Consider the following 18,317-nt stretch of genomic DNA (forward strand, 5'->3'; position numbering starts at 1 on the left):
TTTGCCCAGCTACAGACGAGCAAAATCATTAAATATCGCCACTGCCATTAGAGAGAAAATAATTGCCCCGCCTACGCGGTACCCCATCTCCTGAATGCGTTCAGGTACAGGGCGTCTGATCACTGCCTCAATAGCAAAAAACAATAAATGTCCACCATCCAACATAGGTAATGGCACAAGGTTTATGATACCTAAGTTAACACTGATCAACGCAAGGAAACCAAGGAAATACACCAAACCGTAATCCGCTGTAGTTCCTGCGCCTTTTGCAATCGAGATCGGCCCACTTAAGTTGTTTAATCCCACATCCCCTACAATCAGTTTTTTCAACATGCTGATTGTTAGGTCAATAATTTGTCCGGTTTTTTCAATCGCTTTGCCGATTGACTCAAATACACCAAATTGAAGTTCGAAGCGATAGTTTTCAGGCCATTCTGCGACTTCAGGAGCGATTCCTGCAAATCCTATCGTTCGCTTATCTGCAAGCTCACGGCTATCAGGAATAAGGGTCAGGTTTTGTGTCACACCTGCTCGATCAATTTGTAAGTCAACCACTTGATTCGGATGCTCTTGGATAAGATCAACCACTTGCTGCCAACTGGTGATTGGTTTGCCATTAGCAGCGATCAACTTATCTCCAGCTTGTAAGCCTGCCACTTCGCCTGCTCCCCCTTCAGAAACCGTCGCTAATGTGGTTGAGATTTCAGGAGTAAAAGGCTTAAAACCAAGTGCTGACATAGCAGACTCGTTTTCTGGATCAAAGTTCCAAGTAGATAGGTCAAAGGTCCGCACTTCTTCAACCCCGATGCCATCGGCTGGCGTGACTGTCATCGTTAATTGCTCATCACCGATGTGAGCAATTAATCCCATGTTAACCGATTCCCAATCCGGAGTTTTGACGCCAGAGACGGCTTTTAGTTCCATGCCAGACTCTAAACCCGCTTCGGCAGCGATGGAATGAGGCTCAACCTGACCAACCACAGGCTTAACTGCCGGCACACCAATCATGAAAACCAACCAGTAAGCGAACACGGCAAAGAAAAAGTTAAAGGCTGGTCCAGCAGCAACGATAGAAGTTCGCTTCCACAAAGGCTGAGTATCAAACGCCTGCTTTTTTTGTCCTTCTGGCACGTCATCAACTCGCCCATCAAGCATTTTGACGTAACCGCCTAATGGAATAATTGAAATGCTATACTCAGTACCGTCTTTGCCAATCTTGCTCCAAATTGACTTACCGAAACCAATAGAAAATTTTTCTACTTTAACGCCACAGCGACGTGCAACCCAGAAATGGCCGAATTCATGCACGGCAACTAAAATGCCTAATGCAATGATAAACGAGGCGAAGTTCCACAAAATCCCAGTCATAGTGTACGCTCTTTAATGGTTTCAATAGCCAAATCTCGCGCCATTTTATCCAGCTCTAAGATGCTTTCCAAGTTATCACAATCAGATTGGCGATTCTTAGAGCACACGTGATTTGCTACCCGTTCATTCACCACTGCAATATCGGTGAATTTAAGATGGTGTGAAAGGAAAGCTTCTACCGCAATTTCATTTGCAGCATTGAGAGCCGTTGTAGCATGCTGGCCTTCATAGCAAGCATCAATCGCAAGTTTAAGGCAAGGATAACGACTAAAGTCGGGCTCAAGAAACGTCAGCTCAGCAATTTTTGTGAAGTCCAAAGGCGCGACACCCGCGAAAACCCTTTCAGGGTAAGACAACGTGAGTGCAATAGGTGTGGCCATATCGGGTTCACCCATCTGAGCTAATAAAGAGCCATCTTTGTATTGCACCATAGAGTGAATCACAGATTGCGGATGAATCAACACTTTGAGCTGTTCACGACGGGCATTAAACAGCCATTTCGCCTCAATATACTCCAATCCTTTATTCATCATGGTTGCAGAATCAACGGAGATCTTTGGCCCCATTGACCAATTAGGGTGAGCGATAGCTTGTTCTGGAGTGACAGATGACAAGGTACTCACATCACTGTAACGAAAAGGGCCACCAGAGCCAGTCAAGAGAATATGCTGGATGCCCTGCTTTTCTAAATCACAGCTGCTAAGATTTGTTTGAATCGCCTCGGGGAGGCACTGGAAAATCGCATTATGCTCACTATCTACTGGCATCAGTTCAGCACCATGAGTGTTTACAGCATCGATGAACAACTGCCCAGACATGACCAAAGCTTCTTTGTTAGCGAGTAATACGCGTTTGCCCGCTTTCACTGCCGCCATCGTCGGTAATAGCCCGGCCGCACCGACAATCGCGGCCATAACCGTGTCGACTTCATCAAACGACGAAATGTGCATCATCGCTTCTTGGCCCGCTAACACTTCAGTTGAAAGTTTAAGCTCTTGCAGTTGGCCTTTAAGCTTCATGGCCGCACTATCGCTCGCCATCACAGCGTATTTAGGTTGCCACTTTTGGCAAAGTTGGCGCATCTTCTCGACATTATTCCCTGCTGCAAGCGCAACAATCGAAAACTGTTCGGGGTTCTGTTCAATAACTTTAAAAGTGCTGTCACCAATAGAGCCAGTTGCACCTAAAATTGTCAGCTTACGCATAGCAAGAAACCAGTGAAAGTAAGGAGGCAGATCTCAATCTGCCTAAAATTAGAAAACAAAATAAAGAAGAGCAAAGACCGGGAAAGCCGCGGTCAAACTGTCAATGCGATCCAATACACCACCGTGTCCTGGAATAATATTACTGCTGTCTTTAATACCAGAAACACGCTTGAACATACTTTCCACTAAATCACCTAGCACAGATATCACCACTGTCACTAAGGTGATCATAACCATCGCAATGGGGCTACTAAATTCAATCTCAAACCAGTTAGCCGTCGCCCAGGCAACAATAATAGCCGTCACAACACCGCCAACCAAACCTTCAATGGTCTTGTTCGGGCTGACATGAGGCGCCATTTTACGTTTGCCGAAGCTCTTTCCTGCGAAATAAGCACCGCTGTCTGCTGCCCAGACAATAAAACACACAAATAGAACCAACTTAGCGCCATGGTACGTATCTTGGTGGATGCCTTCGGCACGCAGTAGCAATACACTCCAAAAAAAGGGTAGTAGTGTCAAAATACCAAAAAGATGGCGAAGTAAGTTCGAGTTTTGCCAAAATTTGGCCGAATTGGGGTAAGTGATGGCTAAGCCGCTGGATGCAACCCACCATAAACCGCCTATCAATAACACTGTTAAGTGGCTTTCCGTTACCGCATTTAAGCTTAGAGCATCAAACGGAATCACTATTAAAGTGACGACACTTACTACGACGCTTGGAATTAACGCCATTATACGTGTTTTATGCTCGACAAATTGAGTCCATTCCCAATAACCAATGGCAGTCACTGCAGCAATCGCGAGCATGAATAGTGGTAGCGATAATTCAAAAATGCCGAGTATCACTAAAGGAGCAAGGATAAGCGCGGTTATAATTCTTTGTTTCAAACTTGATTCCTTTAATCGCTTTCCATCAATGCCTTGATTTGTTCACCGGTGCAACCAAATCGTCTTTCTCGATTAACAAACCAAGTCACTGCTTCAATCAAGCTGTTTTCATCGAACTCAGGCCAGTAAATTGGCGTGAAGTACATTTCAGCATAAGCCATTTGCCACAACATAAAATTACTAATACGGCATTCACCGCTGGTTCTAATCAACAAGTCAACTTCTGGCAAATCTGACATCGTTAAATGCTGAGTAACCAACTCTTCATTCACCTCATTTGCACTGATCTCACCGTTGGCTACTTTAGCGGCAATCTCTTTCGTTGCCTCTACAATGTCCCACTTGCCACCGTAGTTCGCAGCAATATTGATCACCATGCCACTATTACCGGCAGTGAGTGCTTCTGCTTGAGCTATCTTCTTCTGTAGGCGTTCATTAAAGCGGCTCTTGTCGCCAATCACACGTAAACGTAAATTGTTTTTGTGCAGCTTTTTCACTTCTGTCGATAGAACCGTAATGAACAGCTCCATCAAAACACCAACCTCCTCTTCAGGTCGACGCCAATTTTCACTACTAAAAGCAAAGAGAGTGACAGCCTTGATGCCCAATTTAGCAGACGTTGAAATGGTTTTTCTAACCGCAGCAACACCATTTTTATGACCAAAGACACGCGGTTTACCCTGAGCTTTTGCCCATCGGCCGTTGCCGTCCATGATGATTGCAATGTGTTTAGGAAGTGATTCTGGTGAGAGTTGAGAGTTTTGCATACAAGGATTTATGATTACCAGCAGGGGACAAAGAGTAGCATAAAAAAACGCTGTGCTGCGAGCACAGCGTTCTCTGTATCCAGAGTCTGGATGGAATTAAACTTCCATCAACTCTTTTTCTTTTGCCGCTAATACTTCATCGACTTGCTTAACAGCTGCGTCGGTGATTTTCTGAATCTCCTCCTGACCTTTACGATCTTCGTCTTCAGAAATCTCTTTATCTTTTAGTAGTGCTTTAAGTTCACCATTCGCATCACGACGGATATTGCGAATCGCAACACGGCCACCTTCAGCTTCACCACGAACGATTTTAACAAGGTCTTTACGACGCTCTTCCGTTAACGGTGGTAGAGGAACGCGAATAATAGTGCCGGCAGACATAGGGTTTAAGCCTAGGTCAGACATCATGATCGCTTTTTCCACTTTAGGCGTTAGCTCTTTATCAAATACTGTGATTGCCAAAGTACGAGCATCTTCAGCGACGACGTTTGCGACCTGATTCAGAGGCGTTGGTGCACCATAGTACTCTACCGAAATACCTGACAGTAAACTCGGGTGAGCACGACCTGTGCGTACTTTAGAAAGGTTATTCTTAAGCGCTTCTACGCTTTTTTCCATGCGCTCTTGAGCGTCTTGTTTGATTTCGTTAATCACAATATCACCTTAAATGTGCAATTCTTTCAGAAGAAAGCCTAATCAGGATTCTTCAAAAGGCAATGCCGCAGCATGAATTAGTCACGCTGCGGTTGAATGAATTATTCAGCAGTGCTAATCAGAGTACCTTCTGCTTCACCCATCACCACGCGACGCAGTGCACCTGGTTTGTTCATATTGAATACGCGGATAGGCATTTTGTGGTCACGAGCCAGTGTAAATGCTGCTAAATCCATCACTTTTAATTCTTTATCAAGAACTTCTGCGTAAGAAAGCTTATCATACAGCTCTGCGTCAGGGTTGGCTACAGGGTCAGCCGTAAATACACCATCAACTTTTGTCGCTTTTAGAACTACGTCAGCTTCAATTTCAATTCCGCGTAGACATGCAGCTGAATCTGTCGTGAAGAATGGGTTACCTGTACCTGCTGAGAAGATAACAACACGGCCTTGGCGCAGTTCGCGGATGGCATCTGCCCAGTTGTAATCGTCACACACACCTTTCAGTGGGATTGCAGACATAACACGAGCATTTACGTATGCACGGTGCAAAGCATCACGCATCGCTAAACCATTCATTACTGTTGCTAACATACCCATGTGGTCACCAACAACACGGTTCATCCCCGCTTCAGCCAGTCCTGCACCACGGAATAGGTTACCACCACCGATAACCACACCTACCTGAACACCTAGTTCAACCAGTTCTTTTACTTCTTGAGCCATACGATCCAAGATCGCTGGATCAATACCAAAACCTTCTTCGCCTTGAAGTGCTTCACCACTCAGTTTTAACAGAATACGTTGATACGCTGGTTTAGGGTTCGTAGTCATGGAGTTTACCTTCCAAAAGAGAGTTGTTGTTGATTAACAGTCATGAATGGACAAGCATCTATTTTTGTGAAAAACGCTGTTCTCTTGCCCATTCATCACGATTAATCATTTAGACGCCAATCGTAAAAAGACCGCAGCCTTGGCTACGGTCTAAACTTTGTGCGCTTCTCTAAGGATTAACCTTTTTGAGCTGCTGCTACTTCGTCAGCGAAGCTCATTTCTTCGCCTTTATCGATACCTTCACCGACTTCTAGACGAACGAATGTTGCAACTGAAGCACCGCGTTCTTTCAGGATTTCACCTACAGATTTCTTAGGTTCCATAACGAATGCTTGACCAGTCAGAGAGATTTCGCCTGTGAATTTCTTCATGCGGCCAACAACCATTTTCTCTGCGATTTCAGCTGGTTTGCCTTCGTTCATCGCAATTTCTACTTGAACCGCCTTCTCTTTTTCAACTACGTCAGCTGGTACGTCTTCTGGGTTTACGTACTCTGGACGAGAAGCCGCTACGTGCATTGCAACGTGCTTAAGAGTTTCAGCGTCGCCTTCACCAGCAACAACTACACCGATTTTCTCACCGTGACGGTAAGAAGCGATTGCAGCACCTTCAACGTACTGAACGCGACGGATGTTGATGTTTTCGCCGATCTTAGCAACAAGAGCAACACGCTCTTCTTCAAATTTAGCTACTAGCTCTTCAATAGAAGCTTTAGATGCTAGAGCGTCTGCTGCAACTTTCTCTGCGAATGCAGTGAAGTTAGCATCTTTAGCAACGAAGTCAGTTTGGCAGTTAACTTCAAGAAGAACTGATACACCGTTGTCTTCTTTGATGATGATTGCACCTTCAGCCGCAACGTTACCTGCTTTCTTAGCAGCTTTCGCAGCACCCGATTTACGCATATTTTCGATTGCTAGTTCAACGTCGCCGTTAGTTTCAACTAGCGCTTTCTTACATTCCATCATGCCTGCGCCAGTACGGTCGCGCAGTTCTTTAACTAGAGCAGCAGTAACAGCCATTCTCTATTCCTCAGTTTAAATCTGGATTTGGTAAAAAACAGGGGCCTACATTTTCGGCCCCTGCTGATAACTATAACTTAGTTTATGCGACAACTAGATTTCACATAGACCAAGTGTGACGCGGAGCCGCTATTATTCAGCTTCTACGAAACCGTCTTTTTCAGCAGCTGCAGCAACATCTTTGTTACGACCTTCAGTTACTGCAGAAGCAGCAGCGTTTAGGTATAGCTGTACCGCACGGATTGCGTCATCGTTACCAGGGATAACGAAGTCAACGCCATCTGGGTTAGAGTTAGTATCAACTACAGCGTAAACTGGGATACCTAGGTTGTTTGCTTCTTTAACTGCGATGTGCTCGTGATCAGCGTCGATTACGAATAGAGCGTCTGGTAGGCCGCCCATATCTTTGATACCACCAAGAGATTTCTCTAGCTTCTCCATTTCGCGAGTACGCATTAGAGCTTCTTTCTTAGTTAGCTTGTCAAAAGTACCGTCTTGAGACTGTGCTTCTAGGTCTTTTAGACGCTTGATAGACTGACGAACAGTTTTGTAGTTTGTTAGCATACCGCCTAACCAGCGGTTGTTAACGTAGAACTGGTTGCTTGCAACAGCAGCTTCTTTAACAGCTTCAGATGCAGCGCGCTTAGTACCTACAAATAGAACTTTACCTTTCTTTTCGCCAACTTTAGCTAGCTCAGCTAGAGCGTCGTTGAACATTGGTACAGTTTTTTCTAGGTTGATGATATGAACTTTGTTACGAGCACCAAAGATGAATGGCTTCATTTTTGGGTTCCAGTAACGAGTCTGGTGACCGAAGTGAACACCAGCTTTAAGCATATCGCGCATTGATACAGTTGCCATTTTAAAATCCTCTATGGGGTTAGGCCTCCACATCCCCCATAACTCCGACTAGGCTTCTGCCCAGCACCCCGGAATATGTGACGGAATGTGTGTGATTTAAAGATAAAAGTTTATGTGGAACTGACCAGCTTCGCCGATTTCAAAAAGAAGTGAAGAGAACTGACCACATTTCCGGCGCGCTTTATACCATATTTTCACCCTCTGTGACTAGTAAAAAAACGATTATCACTTATGACGACTAACTCTAAACCACCCGATATGCGTACAAAGCTTCATGAAGAATCATTCTCATTAGTTGTGGTTCCTGATAGAATGCGCCCATTCGCACCAAAGAGTGCTACCGAATGAAATAGAGAAAGCCGATGTCAATCAAGATTAAAACCGCTGAAGAAATCGAACGTATGCGTATCGCAGGCGCGTTAGCCGCAGAGATCCTTGAAATGATCGAACCCCATATTAAAGAAGGGGTTACAACGGATGAGCTCAACCAAATTTGTCACGACTACGGGATTGAAAAAGGCGCCTATTCCGCACCACTTGATTATCATGGATTCCCAAAGTCAATTTGCACATCTATCAACCATATTGTGTGTCATGGTATCCCAGCATCGCAAGATGAAATTGGCAGTAATGGCCAGCCCAAACCTGCTGTCCTTAAAAACGGCGATATCATCAACGTCGATATCACTGTAATCATACCTAATGATGATAATGCCGACCTCAGCGTACGCCCACAAGGTTATCACGGCGACACTTCTAAAATGTTCTTCGTTGGTGATGTGTCTCCAGCGGATAAGCGCTTGTGTATGGTGACTCAGGAAGCACTCTATGTCGGTATGCGTAAGGTGAAGCCAGGAGCTACGGTTGGTGATATCGGTACAGCGATAGAGAAATACATTAAAGAAAACAACAAAAAGAACCCACGGAATAAGTTCTCGATCGTCAAAGACTTCTGCGGTCACGGTATTGGCAGTGAGTTCCATGAAGAGCCACAGATAGTTCATTACAAAAACAACGATCGCCGCGTACTAAAAGAAGGGATGTGTTTCACCATCGAACCTATGATCAACGCTGGTAAGTTTGGCGTGACGGTTGATGCGGAGGATGACTGGACTGTGTACACTGGAGACGGTAAAAAATCAGCCCAGTACGAGCACACCATTTTAGTGACTAAAAATGGCTGTGAAGTGATGACGCTGCGCAGTGATGACACAATTCCACGTATGATGAACAACGTTTAAGTTTACCCCGCTGAGTTCGATAAAATATCCCCACATCATTGGGGATATTTTTTTATCTGCCTCATTTTGTTAGATTGGTATCTAATGGATGTTTCGCACGGATTTGCAGTATGCCCTTTCAGTCTCCTTTGACATTTGCTGATGAGCAGATTTCAATTAATGAACTAAAGTCTCAACTTGAGCAATTTTACTTCTACCAGAAACAAGAGTTTCTCAATCACCATCCAGTAACGGATCTCGTCTTAGGTCGCTCTGACTATATAGACTTACTCCTTAATCGACTCTGGCAACACTTTGGTTTCTCTGAGCTACCGAATATCAGTTTGGTTGCCGTTGGTGGTTATGGAAGAGGAGAGCTTCACCCTCTGTCTGATATCGATATCTTAGTTGTGTCTCGACACTCCCTGTCTGACGCTCTAGCCAGTAAAGTCAGTGAGTTCATTACTCTACTATGGGATTTAAAATTAGAAATCGGCCACGCAGTGCGAACCGTCGAGCAGTGTGCCGCCATTGGACGAGACGATCTCACCGTTGCGACCAACCTTCAGGAGGCAAGGCTGCTGTGCGGCTGTGAAGAGACGTTCCAAAAACTAAAACTGGAAATGCATTCTGACTCCTTTTGGCCGAGCGAAACATTCTATAAAGCCAAAGTACAGGAGCAGCGAGATCGCCATGCTCGATATCATGACACGACTTATAACCTTGAACCGGATATCAAATCAACACCCGGTGGGCTAAGAGATATTCACACACTAAGCTGGGTAGCACGCCGCCACTTCGGTGCTACCTCTTTGCTAGAAATGAGCAAATATGGTTTTTTAACCGATGCGGAATATCGAGAGCTCGTCGAGTGTCAGGATTATTTATGGCGAGTGCGTTTTGCGCTCCATTTACAGCTAAAAAGATATGACAATCGGCTGACTTTTGCTCATCAGGCTCAGGTCGCGGAATGCCTTGGCTTTGAAGGCGAAGGAAACCGCGGGGTCGAAATGATGATGAAAGAGTTCTACCGCACACTGAGGCGTGTGGCAGAATTGAATAAAATGCTACTCAAGCTATTTGATCAAGCGATTCTCAACAATGGCATCGAAAGTGAACCCGAAATTCTCAGCGATGACTTTCAACGTCGCGGGCACTTGATCGAAGCCCGCAAACCTGCGTTGTTTCAGGCTCGCCCAGAAACCATTCTTGATATGTTCCTGCACATTGCCAATGATTCAAGCATCGAAGGGGTCGCTCCACCGACTCTTCGCCAACTGCGTACGGCACGACGACGCCTCAATAAATTCCTCCATACGATTCCAGAAGCACGAGAAACCTTTATTGAACTTTGTCGACATCCAAACGCGCTACATAAAGCATTTAGCTTGATGCATAAACTCGGTGTTCTTGCCGCTTATCTCCCGCAATGGAGCCAAATCGTCGGTCAAATGCAGTTTGATTTGTTTCATGTATACACCGTTGATGAACACAGTGTGAGGCTACTAAAACACATCAACACTTTTGCCAACCCGGAAAATTACGATAAGCACCCTATATGCTGTGAAGTCTACCCACGTATTCAGAAGAAAGAACTACTGATCATCGCCGCCATTTTTCATGATATCGGTAAAGGGCGTGGTGGTGACCATTCAGTTATAGGCGAAAGCGAAGCGTACGATTTCTGCATCGAGCACGGCCTGTCCAAACCAGAAGCCAAATTAGTGGCTTGGCTAGTGAGACATCACCTATTGATGTCAGTGACAGCACAGCGCCGTGATATTTATGATCCAGAAGTGATTACTGAGTTTGCCAAAAAGGTGCGTGACGAAGAGTATCTTGAGTACTTGGTTTGCTTAACAGTAGCCGATATTTGCGCTACTAACCCAGAGTTATGGAACAGTTGGAAACGAACGCTTTTAGCTGAGCTGTTTTATTCGACGCAAAGGGCGCTTCGCAGAGGCCTAGAGAATCCTGTCGACGTTCGGGAACGAATCCGCCATAACCAGCAACTGGCCTCCGCTTTGCTACGCAAAGAAGGCTTTAACGCACGTGAAATAGAAGTGCTATGGCAACGCTTCAAAGCGGATTACTTCCTTCGTCATACCCACAAGCAAATTGCTTGGCACTGTACTCATCTACTTCGCCATGACGACCACTCCAAACCTCTAATACTGATTTCCAAGAAAGCCACTCGTGGGGGAACAGAAGTGTTTGTCTACAGCCGTGATCAACATGCTCTGTTTGCAACCGTGGTCGCTGAGCTAGATAGGAGAAATTTTAATGTGCACGATGCACAGGTAATGACCAGTAAAGATGGCTATGTTCTGGACACCTTTATGGTCTTGGACCAACATGGACAAGTAATTGATGAGAACCGACACAAAGCAGTCATTAAGCACTTAATGCACGTACTGCAAGACGGGCGCCCAACCAAGATAAAAACCCGCCGCGTACCAAGGAACTTACAGCACTTTAAGGTAAAAACGTGCGTAGATTTTCTGCCAACAAAAAGCAAAAAACGCACATTAATGGAGTTTGTCGCCTTAGATACCCCCGGATTGCTCGCCACGGTAGGAGCGACCTTTGCTGACCTCTCCCTTCACCTCCACGCCGCCAAAATCACTACTATCGGCGAACGAGCGGAAGACTTATTTATTATTACCAGTGAACAAGGCGGAAAACTGACTGAAGAGCAAGAAGCCCAATTGAGAGAAAGCCTAATCGCGAATGTGGCAGAGCTCGCCCCTTAGCGATCTTGCCCACAAGTTGCACAGGCGCTCTAAAAATCAGCTATCTACAACGTGATTAGGCTGCTACATTATTGATGTTAACAATATTTGTACACCCTGAGCATAAGTCCACAGGGTGATTTTGAATCAACACAAAGAGGTAGCCTATGTTTCCACACCTCACTGGTTTAGGTATTCAAGATCCTAAACAGATTGAGCGCTATTCACTACGCCAAGAAGCGCACAAGGATGTGTTAAAGATCTATTTCCACAAGCAGAAAGGGGAACTGTTCGCTAAGAGCGTGAAGTTCAAATACCCTCGCCAGGTTAAAAACGTTCTTGTTGATGGTGGCAGCCATAAATACAAGGAAGTGACAGAAATCAATCGTAACCTAACCTTGGTAATTGATGAGCTGAATAAACTGACTAAACCAGAGCAGCTGGCTGAAGTGGATATAAAACAGAAAATTCTTTCTGACCTGCGCCACTTAGAGAAAGTGGTCTCAAGCAAAATCACAGAAATCGAAGCGGATCTAGAAAAGCTGAAGTAGATTAAATGATTCAAAGGGTTGGTATAAATACCAACCCTTTTCAATTTTTATGTTCATAGTTAAAACATGATTGGATGAGAAATAGCTCCTAAACTAGCCAGCCGGCGTACTTACCGACCAAGTAAAGCGCGATCCCCGCCATCACACCAGCCACAATATCATCGAGCATAATGCCGAAACCACCATGTACTCGAGCATCCAACCAACTGATAGGCCATGGCTTAATCATATCGAAGCAACGAAACAGAACAAACCCTGTTAATAGCCATTTCCAATCAGTGCTTGACTGTTGAAACAACGGTACGACCAACATAGTGATCCAAAAGCCCGCAAACTCATCCCACACAATGGCCCCATGGTCATGAACCCCCATGTCATCCGATGTCACTTGGCATACCTTGATACCTATAAAACAAGCGGCGATTACCGCAACAATATACATAGGCAAGGGAAGCTGAACCAAAAGTAAGTAAAATGGAATTGCAGCCAAAGTCCCCATCGTACCAGGGATTATAGGGGATAACCCACTGCCAAAGCCTGTTGCCAGCAGATGCCAAGGGTTTTTAAGAGAAATAAATGATAGTGGGTTTGTCATGAAATTACTTATTGTGGTTGAAATGGTCATAGCCTTGTAGGGCCCAATCTAATGCCTGTCCCTGATGATGCAGATCAAACGTCCCTTCCGGACGAATCTGACCGATACAGCTGATTTTAGCTCCGCAGTGGGCGAGCGCACTGTCAATTGAGCCTTTGTTTTGCTCTGGTACAGTAAAACACAATTCGTACTCTTCTCCACTAGACAAAGCATATTGTTGAGCTGTGGTTAATGAACCAGAGAATTGAATCAACTCATTAGAGACAGGTAACAAAGCAACGTCAAGGCTTGCTCCAACAGAAGAGCATTTGAGAATATGTTTTAAATCAGAAATAAGGCCATCGGAAATATCAATTGCTGAACTTGCTAAATTAAGCAAAGCCTGGCCAGCCAAAACACGAGGTGTAGACAGATAATGGCGCTGCTCGAGCTCCTTCGCAAATGGCTTTGTGCGCTGTGTCGCATCAAGAATCACATCCAGCCCCGCTTTACTATCCCCTAAATCTCCCGTTACGTAAATCCAATCTCCGACCTGAGCACCATCACGACGTAAAGCTTTATCAGGATCAACCAAACCTTGCACCGTCAGTGTTAAGCTCAACGGCCCTTTAGTCGTATCACCGCCTATCAGTTGAATCCCATAATAGTTTGCGAGTTCAAAGAACGCCTCACAGAAAGGGGCTAACCATGCTTCATCAGCTTCTGGCATCGTCAATGCAAACGAGACCCAAGCTGGTGTGGCTCCCATTGCGGCTAAATCACTAATATTGGAAGCCAGTGCTTTGTGCGCGACCCAAGCCGGGTTGGCATCAGCGAGAAAATGCGTCCCCGAAACTAAGGTGTCCGTACTGATCGCAACGGACAGCCCTTCCGGCACTTTGACTAAAGCACAATCATCCCCAGCAGCTAATAGGACATCTTTACGCGAAGGCTGACGGCCGACAAAATACTTTTCGATTAAATTAAATTCACCAGACATAGTACTCAATGTAACGTTAGGCATAAAAAAGGTCAGCGTGTGCTGACCTTTTTCTATCAATTCGGCTTATTTTTTGCGAACGTGCGGTGCGGCTTTATCCAGCACACCATTGACAAACTTGTGGCTCTCTTCCGCAGCGAACACTTTCGCTAGCTCGATAGCTTCGTTGATCACCACTTTGTATGGCACATCTTCACGACGTGTCATTTCATACATTGCAAGACGAAGCAAAGCCAGCTCCATCATATCCAAATCTTGCATTGGACGTGCCGTATAAGGACGAATCTTGCTGTCTAGCTCTGTGTGACTTAGCACAACACCTGTTAGCAGGTCACGGAAGTATGCAACGTCAGTATCTGGTGCAACAAGCGCTGGTTCTGCCGCATGATGTTCTTCTTCATCATACTTACCACCAGATAAAAACTGCTCTTCAATAGTGGCAACATTCTCTTTAGTAATTTGCCATGAGTAGATCGCTTGTAGAGCGAATCGACGTGCATTACGACGTGCGGCTGGTTTCACACTGGCCCCCATTAGGAATCGATTTCTGATAAAACGTTAATCATTTCAAGTGCGCTTAGTGCAGCCTCTGCACCTTTATTACCAGCCTTGGTTCCTGCGCGCTCGATAGCTTGGTCAATTGTATCAACGGTCAATACACCAAACGCCACTGGAAGACTGTATTCCAGAGACACTTGCGCAAGGCCTTTGTTACATTCACTACAAACATAGTCAAAATGAGGTGTGCCGCCACGAATAACAGTGCCCAATGATACAATCGCATCAAACTTGCCTGTTTTTGCTACGCGCTGAGCGACCAATGGAAGTTCAACCGCACCCGGACAACGAACAACAGTGATGTTATCTTCGCTGATTTGTCCATGACGCTTTAAAGTATCGATTGCACCAGACAATAGACTTTCGTTAATAAAACTGTTGAAACGAGAAATAACGATAGCAATTTTTGCGTTTGGCGCTGGGAAGCCACCCTCGATCACTTTCATAAGCCTTCCTTTAACTATGTTCATCAAGTGAGAATCGCCGGATTCTAGCACAAATCTGTGAGCAATATCTAATGGAAATTTAGCATTACTCAATTAGCTGAATGGCTCTAAAAAACACAGAAGGCAATAGGTTCGTCACCTACTGCCTTCCGAAGTTATCTACAAATATTCGCCCTGCTTACTCGCAAACGTATTCGACCACATTGAGGCCAAAACCACCCAGTGCGTGGTATTTCTTATTGGTTGACGAAAGCAGGCGCATGTCATGCACACCCAAATCAGCTAGGATCTGAGAACCTACGCCTACACGTCGTGATGTCCCCTGCTTCTTAGCCAAAGTCGGCGCTTCGCCTTTATCCTGAGCTTCAAACATTTTTACGCGATGAATGAGCAATTCAGTAGACTCTTCATTCCCTAGGATCACCAGAACACCACCTTCTTCACCAATGCGTTTCATGGCTTTGTCCAGCGTCCAGCTTCTTTCTGCATTGCGATCACTACGCAGTAGATCCGTAAAGGTGTCTTGCAAATGCACTCGCACCAATGGGACTTGACCGTTAACCTCTCCTTTGCAAAGGGCATAGTGAATCTGATTATCAATCGTGTCACGGAATGTGACCAACTCAAATTCACCATATTCTGTTGGCAGCTTGCACTGTGCAACACGCTCAATGGTGGTTTCAGTGTTGTTGCGGTACTCAATTAAATCAGCAATCGTCCCCAACTTAATGCCATGTTTTTCAGCAAAGATTTCTAAATCTGGGCGTCGAGCCATGGTGCCATCATCATTGAGGATTTCAACAATCACGCCTGAAGGTTCAAGGCCAGCTAAACGCGCCAAATCACACCCCGCTTCGGTATGGCCTGCGCGAGTCAACACTCCACCTTCCTGCGCGGCAAGCGGGAAAATATGCCCAGGCTGGACTAAGTCAGCAGCCTTAGCGTCTTTGGCCACCGCTGCTTGTACAGTACGAGCACGATCAGCGGCAGAAATGCCCGTGGTAACCCCTTCTGCCGCTTCAATAGACACAGTGAAGTTTGTAGTGTACTGAGCATTGTTATCCTGAACCATAGGAGGTAAGCCAAGTCGCTCACAGCGCTCTTTAGTCATGGTCAAACAAATCAGGCCACGACCATGAGTCGCCATAAAGTTAATCGCTTCCGGCGTGACATGTTCGGCAGCCATGATCAGATCGCCTTCATTTTCACGATCTTCATCATCCATCAGGATGACCATTTTACCTAAGCGGATGTCTTCGATGATTTCTTGAGGCGTACTAATTGGCATTTCTCTGTTCCTGTTATCTGGGCTCTTGGCGACTTTATTCTGTGCCAACGCCCAGCGTTTTAGGCTGGGCGTCGGTTAATTTATGCAAAACCGTTTTGCTGGAGAAACTCCATAGTCAAACGCGATTCTGGCTGCTCTTTTTGACTGGTCAGTAAACGCTCCATATAACGAGCTAATACGTCCACTTCCAAATTCACTTTTCGTCCAACGTGAAAATCTGCGATGGTCGTTTCTTCCCCCGTATGCGGCACTATAGTCAGTTTGAAAGCATTCTTGCGCAGATCATTCACCGTCAAACTGATACCATCAACGGTGACAGAACCTTTCTCTGCCACATACTTTGACAGTTCTTCAGGCATGGAGACCCAGAACTCAATCGCTCGACCTACTTGATTGCGTTCAATAATCTCACCAACGCCATCCACATGACCAGAAACGATGTGTCCGCCAAATCGAGTGGTCGGCAGCATGGCTTTCTCAAGGTTGACCTTACCTCCGACCTGATAATCGGTAAATCCGGTTTTACTCAGCGTTTCGAGCGACAAATCTGCACTATAGCTAGTCGAGGTAAAATCCACGACCGTGAGACACACACCATTGGTCGCGATACTGTCGCCCAACTTAACATCGGACATATCCAGCTTACCCACATCAACAGTAACACTAATGTCTTCACCTTTAGGGGTAATGGCTGTCAGCGTACCAACAGCTTCAATAATTCCTGTAAACATAATTACGATTCTTTCTTTTTAGGGCGGGCGACAATGCGGATATCCTCACCGACTTGCCTGACATCTTGGATGTCTAAATCAATGACTTCCGCCATCGACTCAAGCCCTAGTTCACCAAATAAACCTCGGCCATCACTACCCATAATCTTAGGTGCTAGGTAGAGCACAAGTTCATCAACTAAGTCTTCATTGATTAGGCTGCTAGCTAAAGTCGGCCCCGCTTCAACCCAGAGATGATTAATATTGTGGTGAGCAGCTAACTTTTCAAATGTGGATGTTAAATCGATCTGATTAGCCTCATTGAGTAAAGGTGCCAAGTCACCTTGTTGAGACACAACAATTCTTTTGCCATCAGTCGAGTACAATTTAAGATCCGCAGTTAGTTGGTTTTGACGATCCATGATCACTTTCACGGGTTGACGGACTTCACTCTCGGGCAACTTAACTTGCACAGATTCAGGTAACTCAGACCAACGAACATTCAATGACGCATTATCCTCAATGACGGTTTTGCTGGTCGATAAGATGGCTCCCGCTTGAGCACGGTAGTTCTGCACGTCTTGTCTTGCCTGTGGAGACGTGATCCACTGGCTCTGACCATTACTCAGTGCCGTTTGACCATCTAGGCTCGCCGCCATTTTCAACTGCACATATGGCATCCCAGTTTGCATTCGTTTAATGAAGGCAGGATTGAGTGCGTGCGCATCGCTTTCTAGTAACCCCACCAGCACCTCAATGCCCGCCTCTCGCAACATTTTAATGCCACGTCCAGAAACTTGAGGGTTGGGGTCTTCCATTGCACAGATTACTTTCGCCACCTTGGCTTTAATCAACCCTTCCGCACAAGGAGGCGTTCGCCCATAATGAGAACACGGCTCCAACGTGACATACGCTGTCGCGCCAACAGACTGTTCACCCGCCATTCTCAGCGCATGCACTTCAGCATGAGGTTCTCCGGCCCGATAATGAAAGCCTTCACCAACAATCTGGCCATTAAGGGTAATGACACACCCAACATTGGGATTAGGTGCAGTGGTGTAGATACCGCCTTTGGCTATTTCAATAGCACGCGACATCATTTGGTAATCTTGAGAAGTGAATTCCGACATGGTCAAGTTAACCGTTAATCTTCCAGTTTGGCGATTTCTTCACCAAATTCACGAATGTCTTCGAAACTGCGATAAACAGATGCAAAACGAATATAGGCTACTTTGTCTAACTCTTTAAGCTGGTCCATGACCAAATTACCAATCATTTCGCTTGGTACTTCACGCTCACCTGTAGCGCGCAACTGAGATTTAATCATACTAATCGCCAGTTCAACAGAATCAGCACTCACTGGACGTTTTTCCAAGGCGCGTTGCAAACCACCAACCATCTTATCTTCATTGAAGGGCTCACGGTTTCCGTTTGATTTAATTACGCGAGGCATTACTAACTCAGCCGTTTCAAATGTAGTAAAGCGTTCGCTACAGGCCAGACACTGTCTGCGACGGCGAACCTGATGGCCGTCAGCCACCAGACGAGAATCGATCACTTTAGTGTCATTCTCAGAGCAAAAAGGACAATGCATATCACCTCCATCATATACTCAAGAAACCTCGTTACCTCATCTTATT

General features: G+C 45.5%; 19 protein-coding genes. 3 read left to right on the top strand and 16 right to left on the bottom strand.

Translation table 11 applies throughout. From position 1 onward, the window contains the following. Positions 1 to 9: 9 nt before the first annotated feature. The 8 genes from rseP to rpsB form a co-directional block, all read right to left on the bottom strand. On the bottom strand, positions 10 to 1,368 hold the full coding sequence (gene rseP, locus L1D23_RS06900; protein WP_239864998.1) for a sigma E protease regulator RseP: 1,359 nt from the start codon (positions 1,366 to 1,368) through the stop codon (positions 10 to 12). Beyond that, the gene (gene ispC / locus L1D23_RS06905; protein WP_239865000.1) at positions 1,365 to 2,573 is read right to left on the bottom strand and encodes a 1-deoxy-D-xylulose-5-phosphate reductoisomerase; all 1,209 of its coding nucleotides are present in this window, start codon (positions 2,571 to 2,573) and stop codon (positions 1,365 to 1,367) included. Before ispC ends, rseP begins: the two co-directional genes overlap by 4 nt. Positions 2,574 to 2,621: 48 nt before the next feature. Next, positions 2,622 to 3,464, bottom strand: coding sequence for a phosphatidate cytidylyltransferase (locus L1D23_RS06910; RefSeq protein WP_239865002.1), 843 nt, complete (start codon positions 3,462 to 3,464; stop codon positions 2,622 to 2,624). An 11-nt stretch (positions 3,465 to 3,475) separates the two neighbouring features. Further along, positions 3,476 to 4,231 carry an isoprenyl transferase gene (locus L1D23_RS06915; RefSeq protein WP_239838404.1) on the bottom strand — a complete coding sequence of 252 codons (756 nt, stop codon included), beginning with the start codon at positions 4,229 to 4,231 and terminating at the stop codon, positions 3,476 to 3,478. Between the two features lie 96 nt (positions 4,232 to 4,327). Next, entirely contained in the window at positions 4,328 to 4,885 is a 558-nt protein-coding gene (gene frr, locus L1D23_RS06920; protein ID WP_239838405.1) for a ribosome recycling factor, read from the bottom strand. A 101-nt stretch (positions 4,886 to 4,986) separates the two neighbouring features. Further along, entirely contained in the window at positions 4,987 to 5,718 is a 732-nt protein-coding gene (gene pyrH, locus L1D23_RS06925) for a UMP kinase (RefSeq protein WP_239838406.1), read from the bottom strand. A gap of 176 nt (positions 5,719 to 5,894) precedes the next feature. Continuing rightward, entirely contained in the window at positions 5,895 to 6,737 is an 843-nt protein-coding gene (gene tsf, locus L1D23_RS06930) for a translation elongation factor Ts (protein WP_239865004.1), read from the bottom strand. Positions 6,738 to 6,869: 132 nt separating this feature from the next. Further along, positions 6,870 to 7,598: a 30S ribosomal protein S2 gene (rpsB, locus tag L1D23_RS06935; RefSeq protein WP_006957912.1), complete on the bottom strand. Its 729-nt coding sequence runs from the start codon at positions 7,596 to 7,598 to the stop codon at positions 6,870 to 6,872. A 362-nt stretch (positions 7,599 to 7,960) separates the two neighbouring features. Between rpsB and map the strand changes: the two genes are divergently transcribed. The 3 genes from map to L1D23_RS06950 all read left to right on the top strand — a co-directional run bounded on the left by map (position 7,961) and on the right by L1D23_RS06950 (position 12,101). Continuing rightward, positions 7,961 to 8,839 carry a type I methionyl aminopeptidase gene (gene map, locus L1D23_RS06940; protein WP_239865006.1) on the top strand — a complete coding sequence of 293 codons (879 nt, stop codon included), beginning with the start codon at positions 7,961 to 7,963 and terminating at the stop codon, positions 8,837 to 8,839. Between the two features lie 110 nt (positions 8,840 to 8,949). Next, a complete protein-coding gene (glnD, locus tag L1D23_RS06945) occupies positions 8,950 to 11,571 on the top strand; it encodes a bifunctional uridylyltransferase/uridylyl-removing protein GlnD (RefSeq protein ID WP_239865008.1) in 2,622 nt (873 codons plus the stop codon). A 146-nt stretch (positions 11,572 to 11,717) separates the two neighbouring features. After that, positions 11,718 to 12,101 carry a DUF3461 family protein gene (locus L1D23_RS06950; protein ID WP_239865010.1) on the top strand — a complete coding sequence of 128 codons (384 nt, stop codon included), beginning with the start codon at positions 11,718 to 11,720 and terminating at the stop codon, positions 12,099 to 12,101. 88 nt (positions 12,102 to 12,189) lie between these two features. Here L1D23_RS06950 and pgpA read toward each other — a convergent pair whose 3' ends face one another. From pgpA to nrdR, 8 genes are all read right to left on the bottom strand, one after another. Further along, complete coding sequence (gene pgpA, locus L1D23_RS06955; protein WP_239865012.1) at positions 12,190 to 12,696, bottom strand: phosphatidylglycerophosphatase A; 507 nt, start codon at positions 12,694 to 12,696, stop codon at positions 12,190 to 12,192. Positions 12,697 to 12,700: 4 nt separating this feature from the next. Then, the gene (thiL, locus tag L1D23_RS06960; RefSeq protein WP_239865014.1) at positions 12,701 to 13,675 is read right to left on the bottom strand and encodes a thiamine-phosphate kinase; all 975 of its coding nucleotides are present in this window, start codon (positions 13,673 to 13,675) and stop codon (positions 12,701 to 12,703) included. 66 nt (positions 13,676 to 13,741) lie between these two features. Beyond that, positions 13,742 to 14,209, bottom strand: coding sequence for a transcription antitermination factor NusB (gene nusB / locus L1D23_RS06965; protein WP_006957918.1), 468 nt, complete (start codon positions 14,207 to 14,209; stop codon positions 13,742 to 13,744). Next, complete coding sequence (gene ribE, locus L1D23_RS06970; protein ID WP_006957919.1) at positions 14,209 to 14,679, bottom strand: 6,7-dimethyl-8-ribityllumazine synthase; 471 nt, start codon at positions 14,677 to 14,679, stop codon at positions 14,209 to 14,211. The genes nusB and ribE overlap by 1 nt, the downstream gene beginning before the upstream one ends. Positions 14,680 to 14,857: 178 nt before the next feature. Next, entirely contained in the window at positions 14,858 to 15,967 is a 1,110-nt protein-coding gene (gene ribBA, locus L1D23_RS06975; protein ID WP_239838413.1) for a bifunctional 3,4-dihydroxy-2-butanone-4-phosphate synthase/GTP cyclohydrolase II, read from the bottom strand. Between the two features lie 80 nt (positions 15,968 to 16,047). Further along, on the bottom strand, positions 16,048 to 16,698 hold the full coding sequence (locus L1D23_RS06980; RefSeq protein WP_239865016.1) for a riboflavin synthase: 651 nt from the start codon (positions 16,696 to 16,698) through the stop codon (positions 16,048 to 16,050). A 2-nt stretch (positions 16,699 to 16,700) separates the two neighbouring features. After that, the gene (gene ribD / locus L1D23_RS06985; protein WP_239865018.1) at positions 16,701 to 17,807 is read right to left on the bottom strand and encodes a bifunctional diaminohydroxyphosphoribosylaminopyrimidine deaminase/5-amino-6-(5-phosphoribosylamino)uracil reductase RibD; all 1,107 of its coding nucleotides are present in this window, start codon (positions 17,805 to 17,807) and stop codon (positions 16,701 to 16,703) included. 14 nt (positions 17,808 to 17,821) lie between these two features. Beyond that, positions 17,822 to 18,271, bottom strand: coding sequence for a transcriptional regulator NrdR (gene nrdR, locus L1D23_RS06990; protein WP_239838416.1), 450 nt, complete (start codon positions 18,269 to 18,271; stop codon positions 17,822 to 17,824). Between the last annotated feature and the right edge of the window lie 46 nt (positions 18,272 to 18,317).

The organism is Vibrio sp. Isolate24 (assembly GCF_022398215.1).
In the GTDB taxonomy this organism is placed as follows: Bacteria; Pseudomonadota; Gammaproteobacteria; order Enterobacterales; family Vibrionaceae; genus Vibrio; species Vibrio coralliilyticus_A.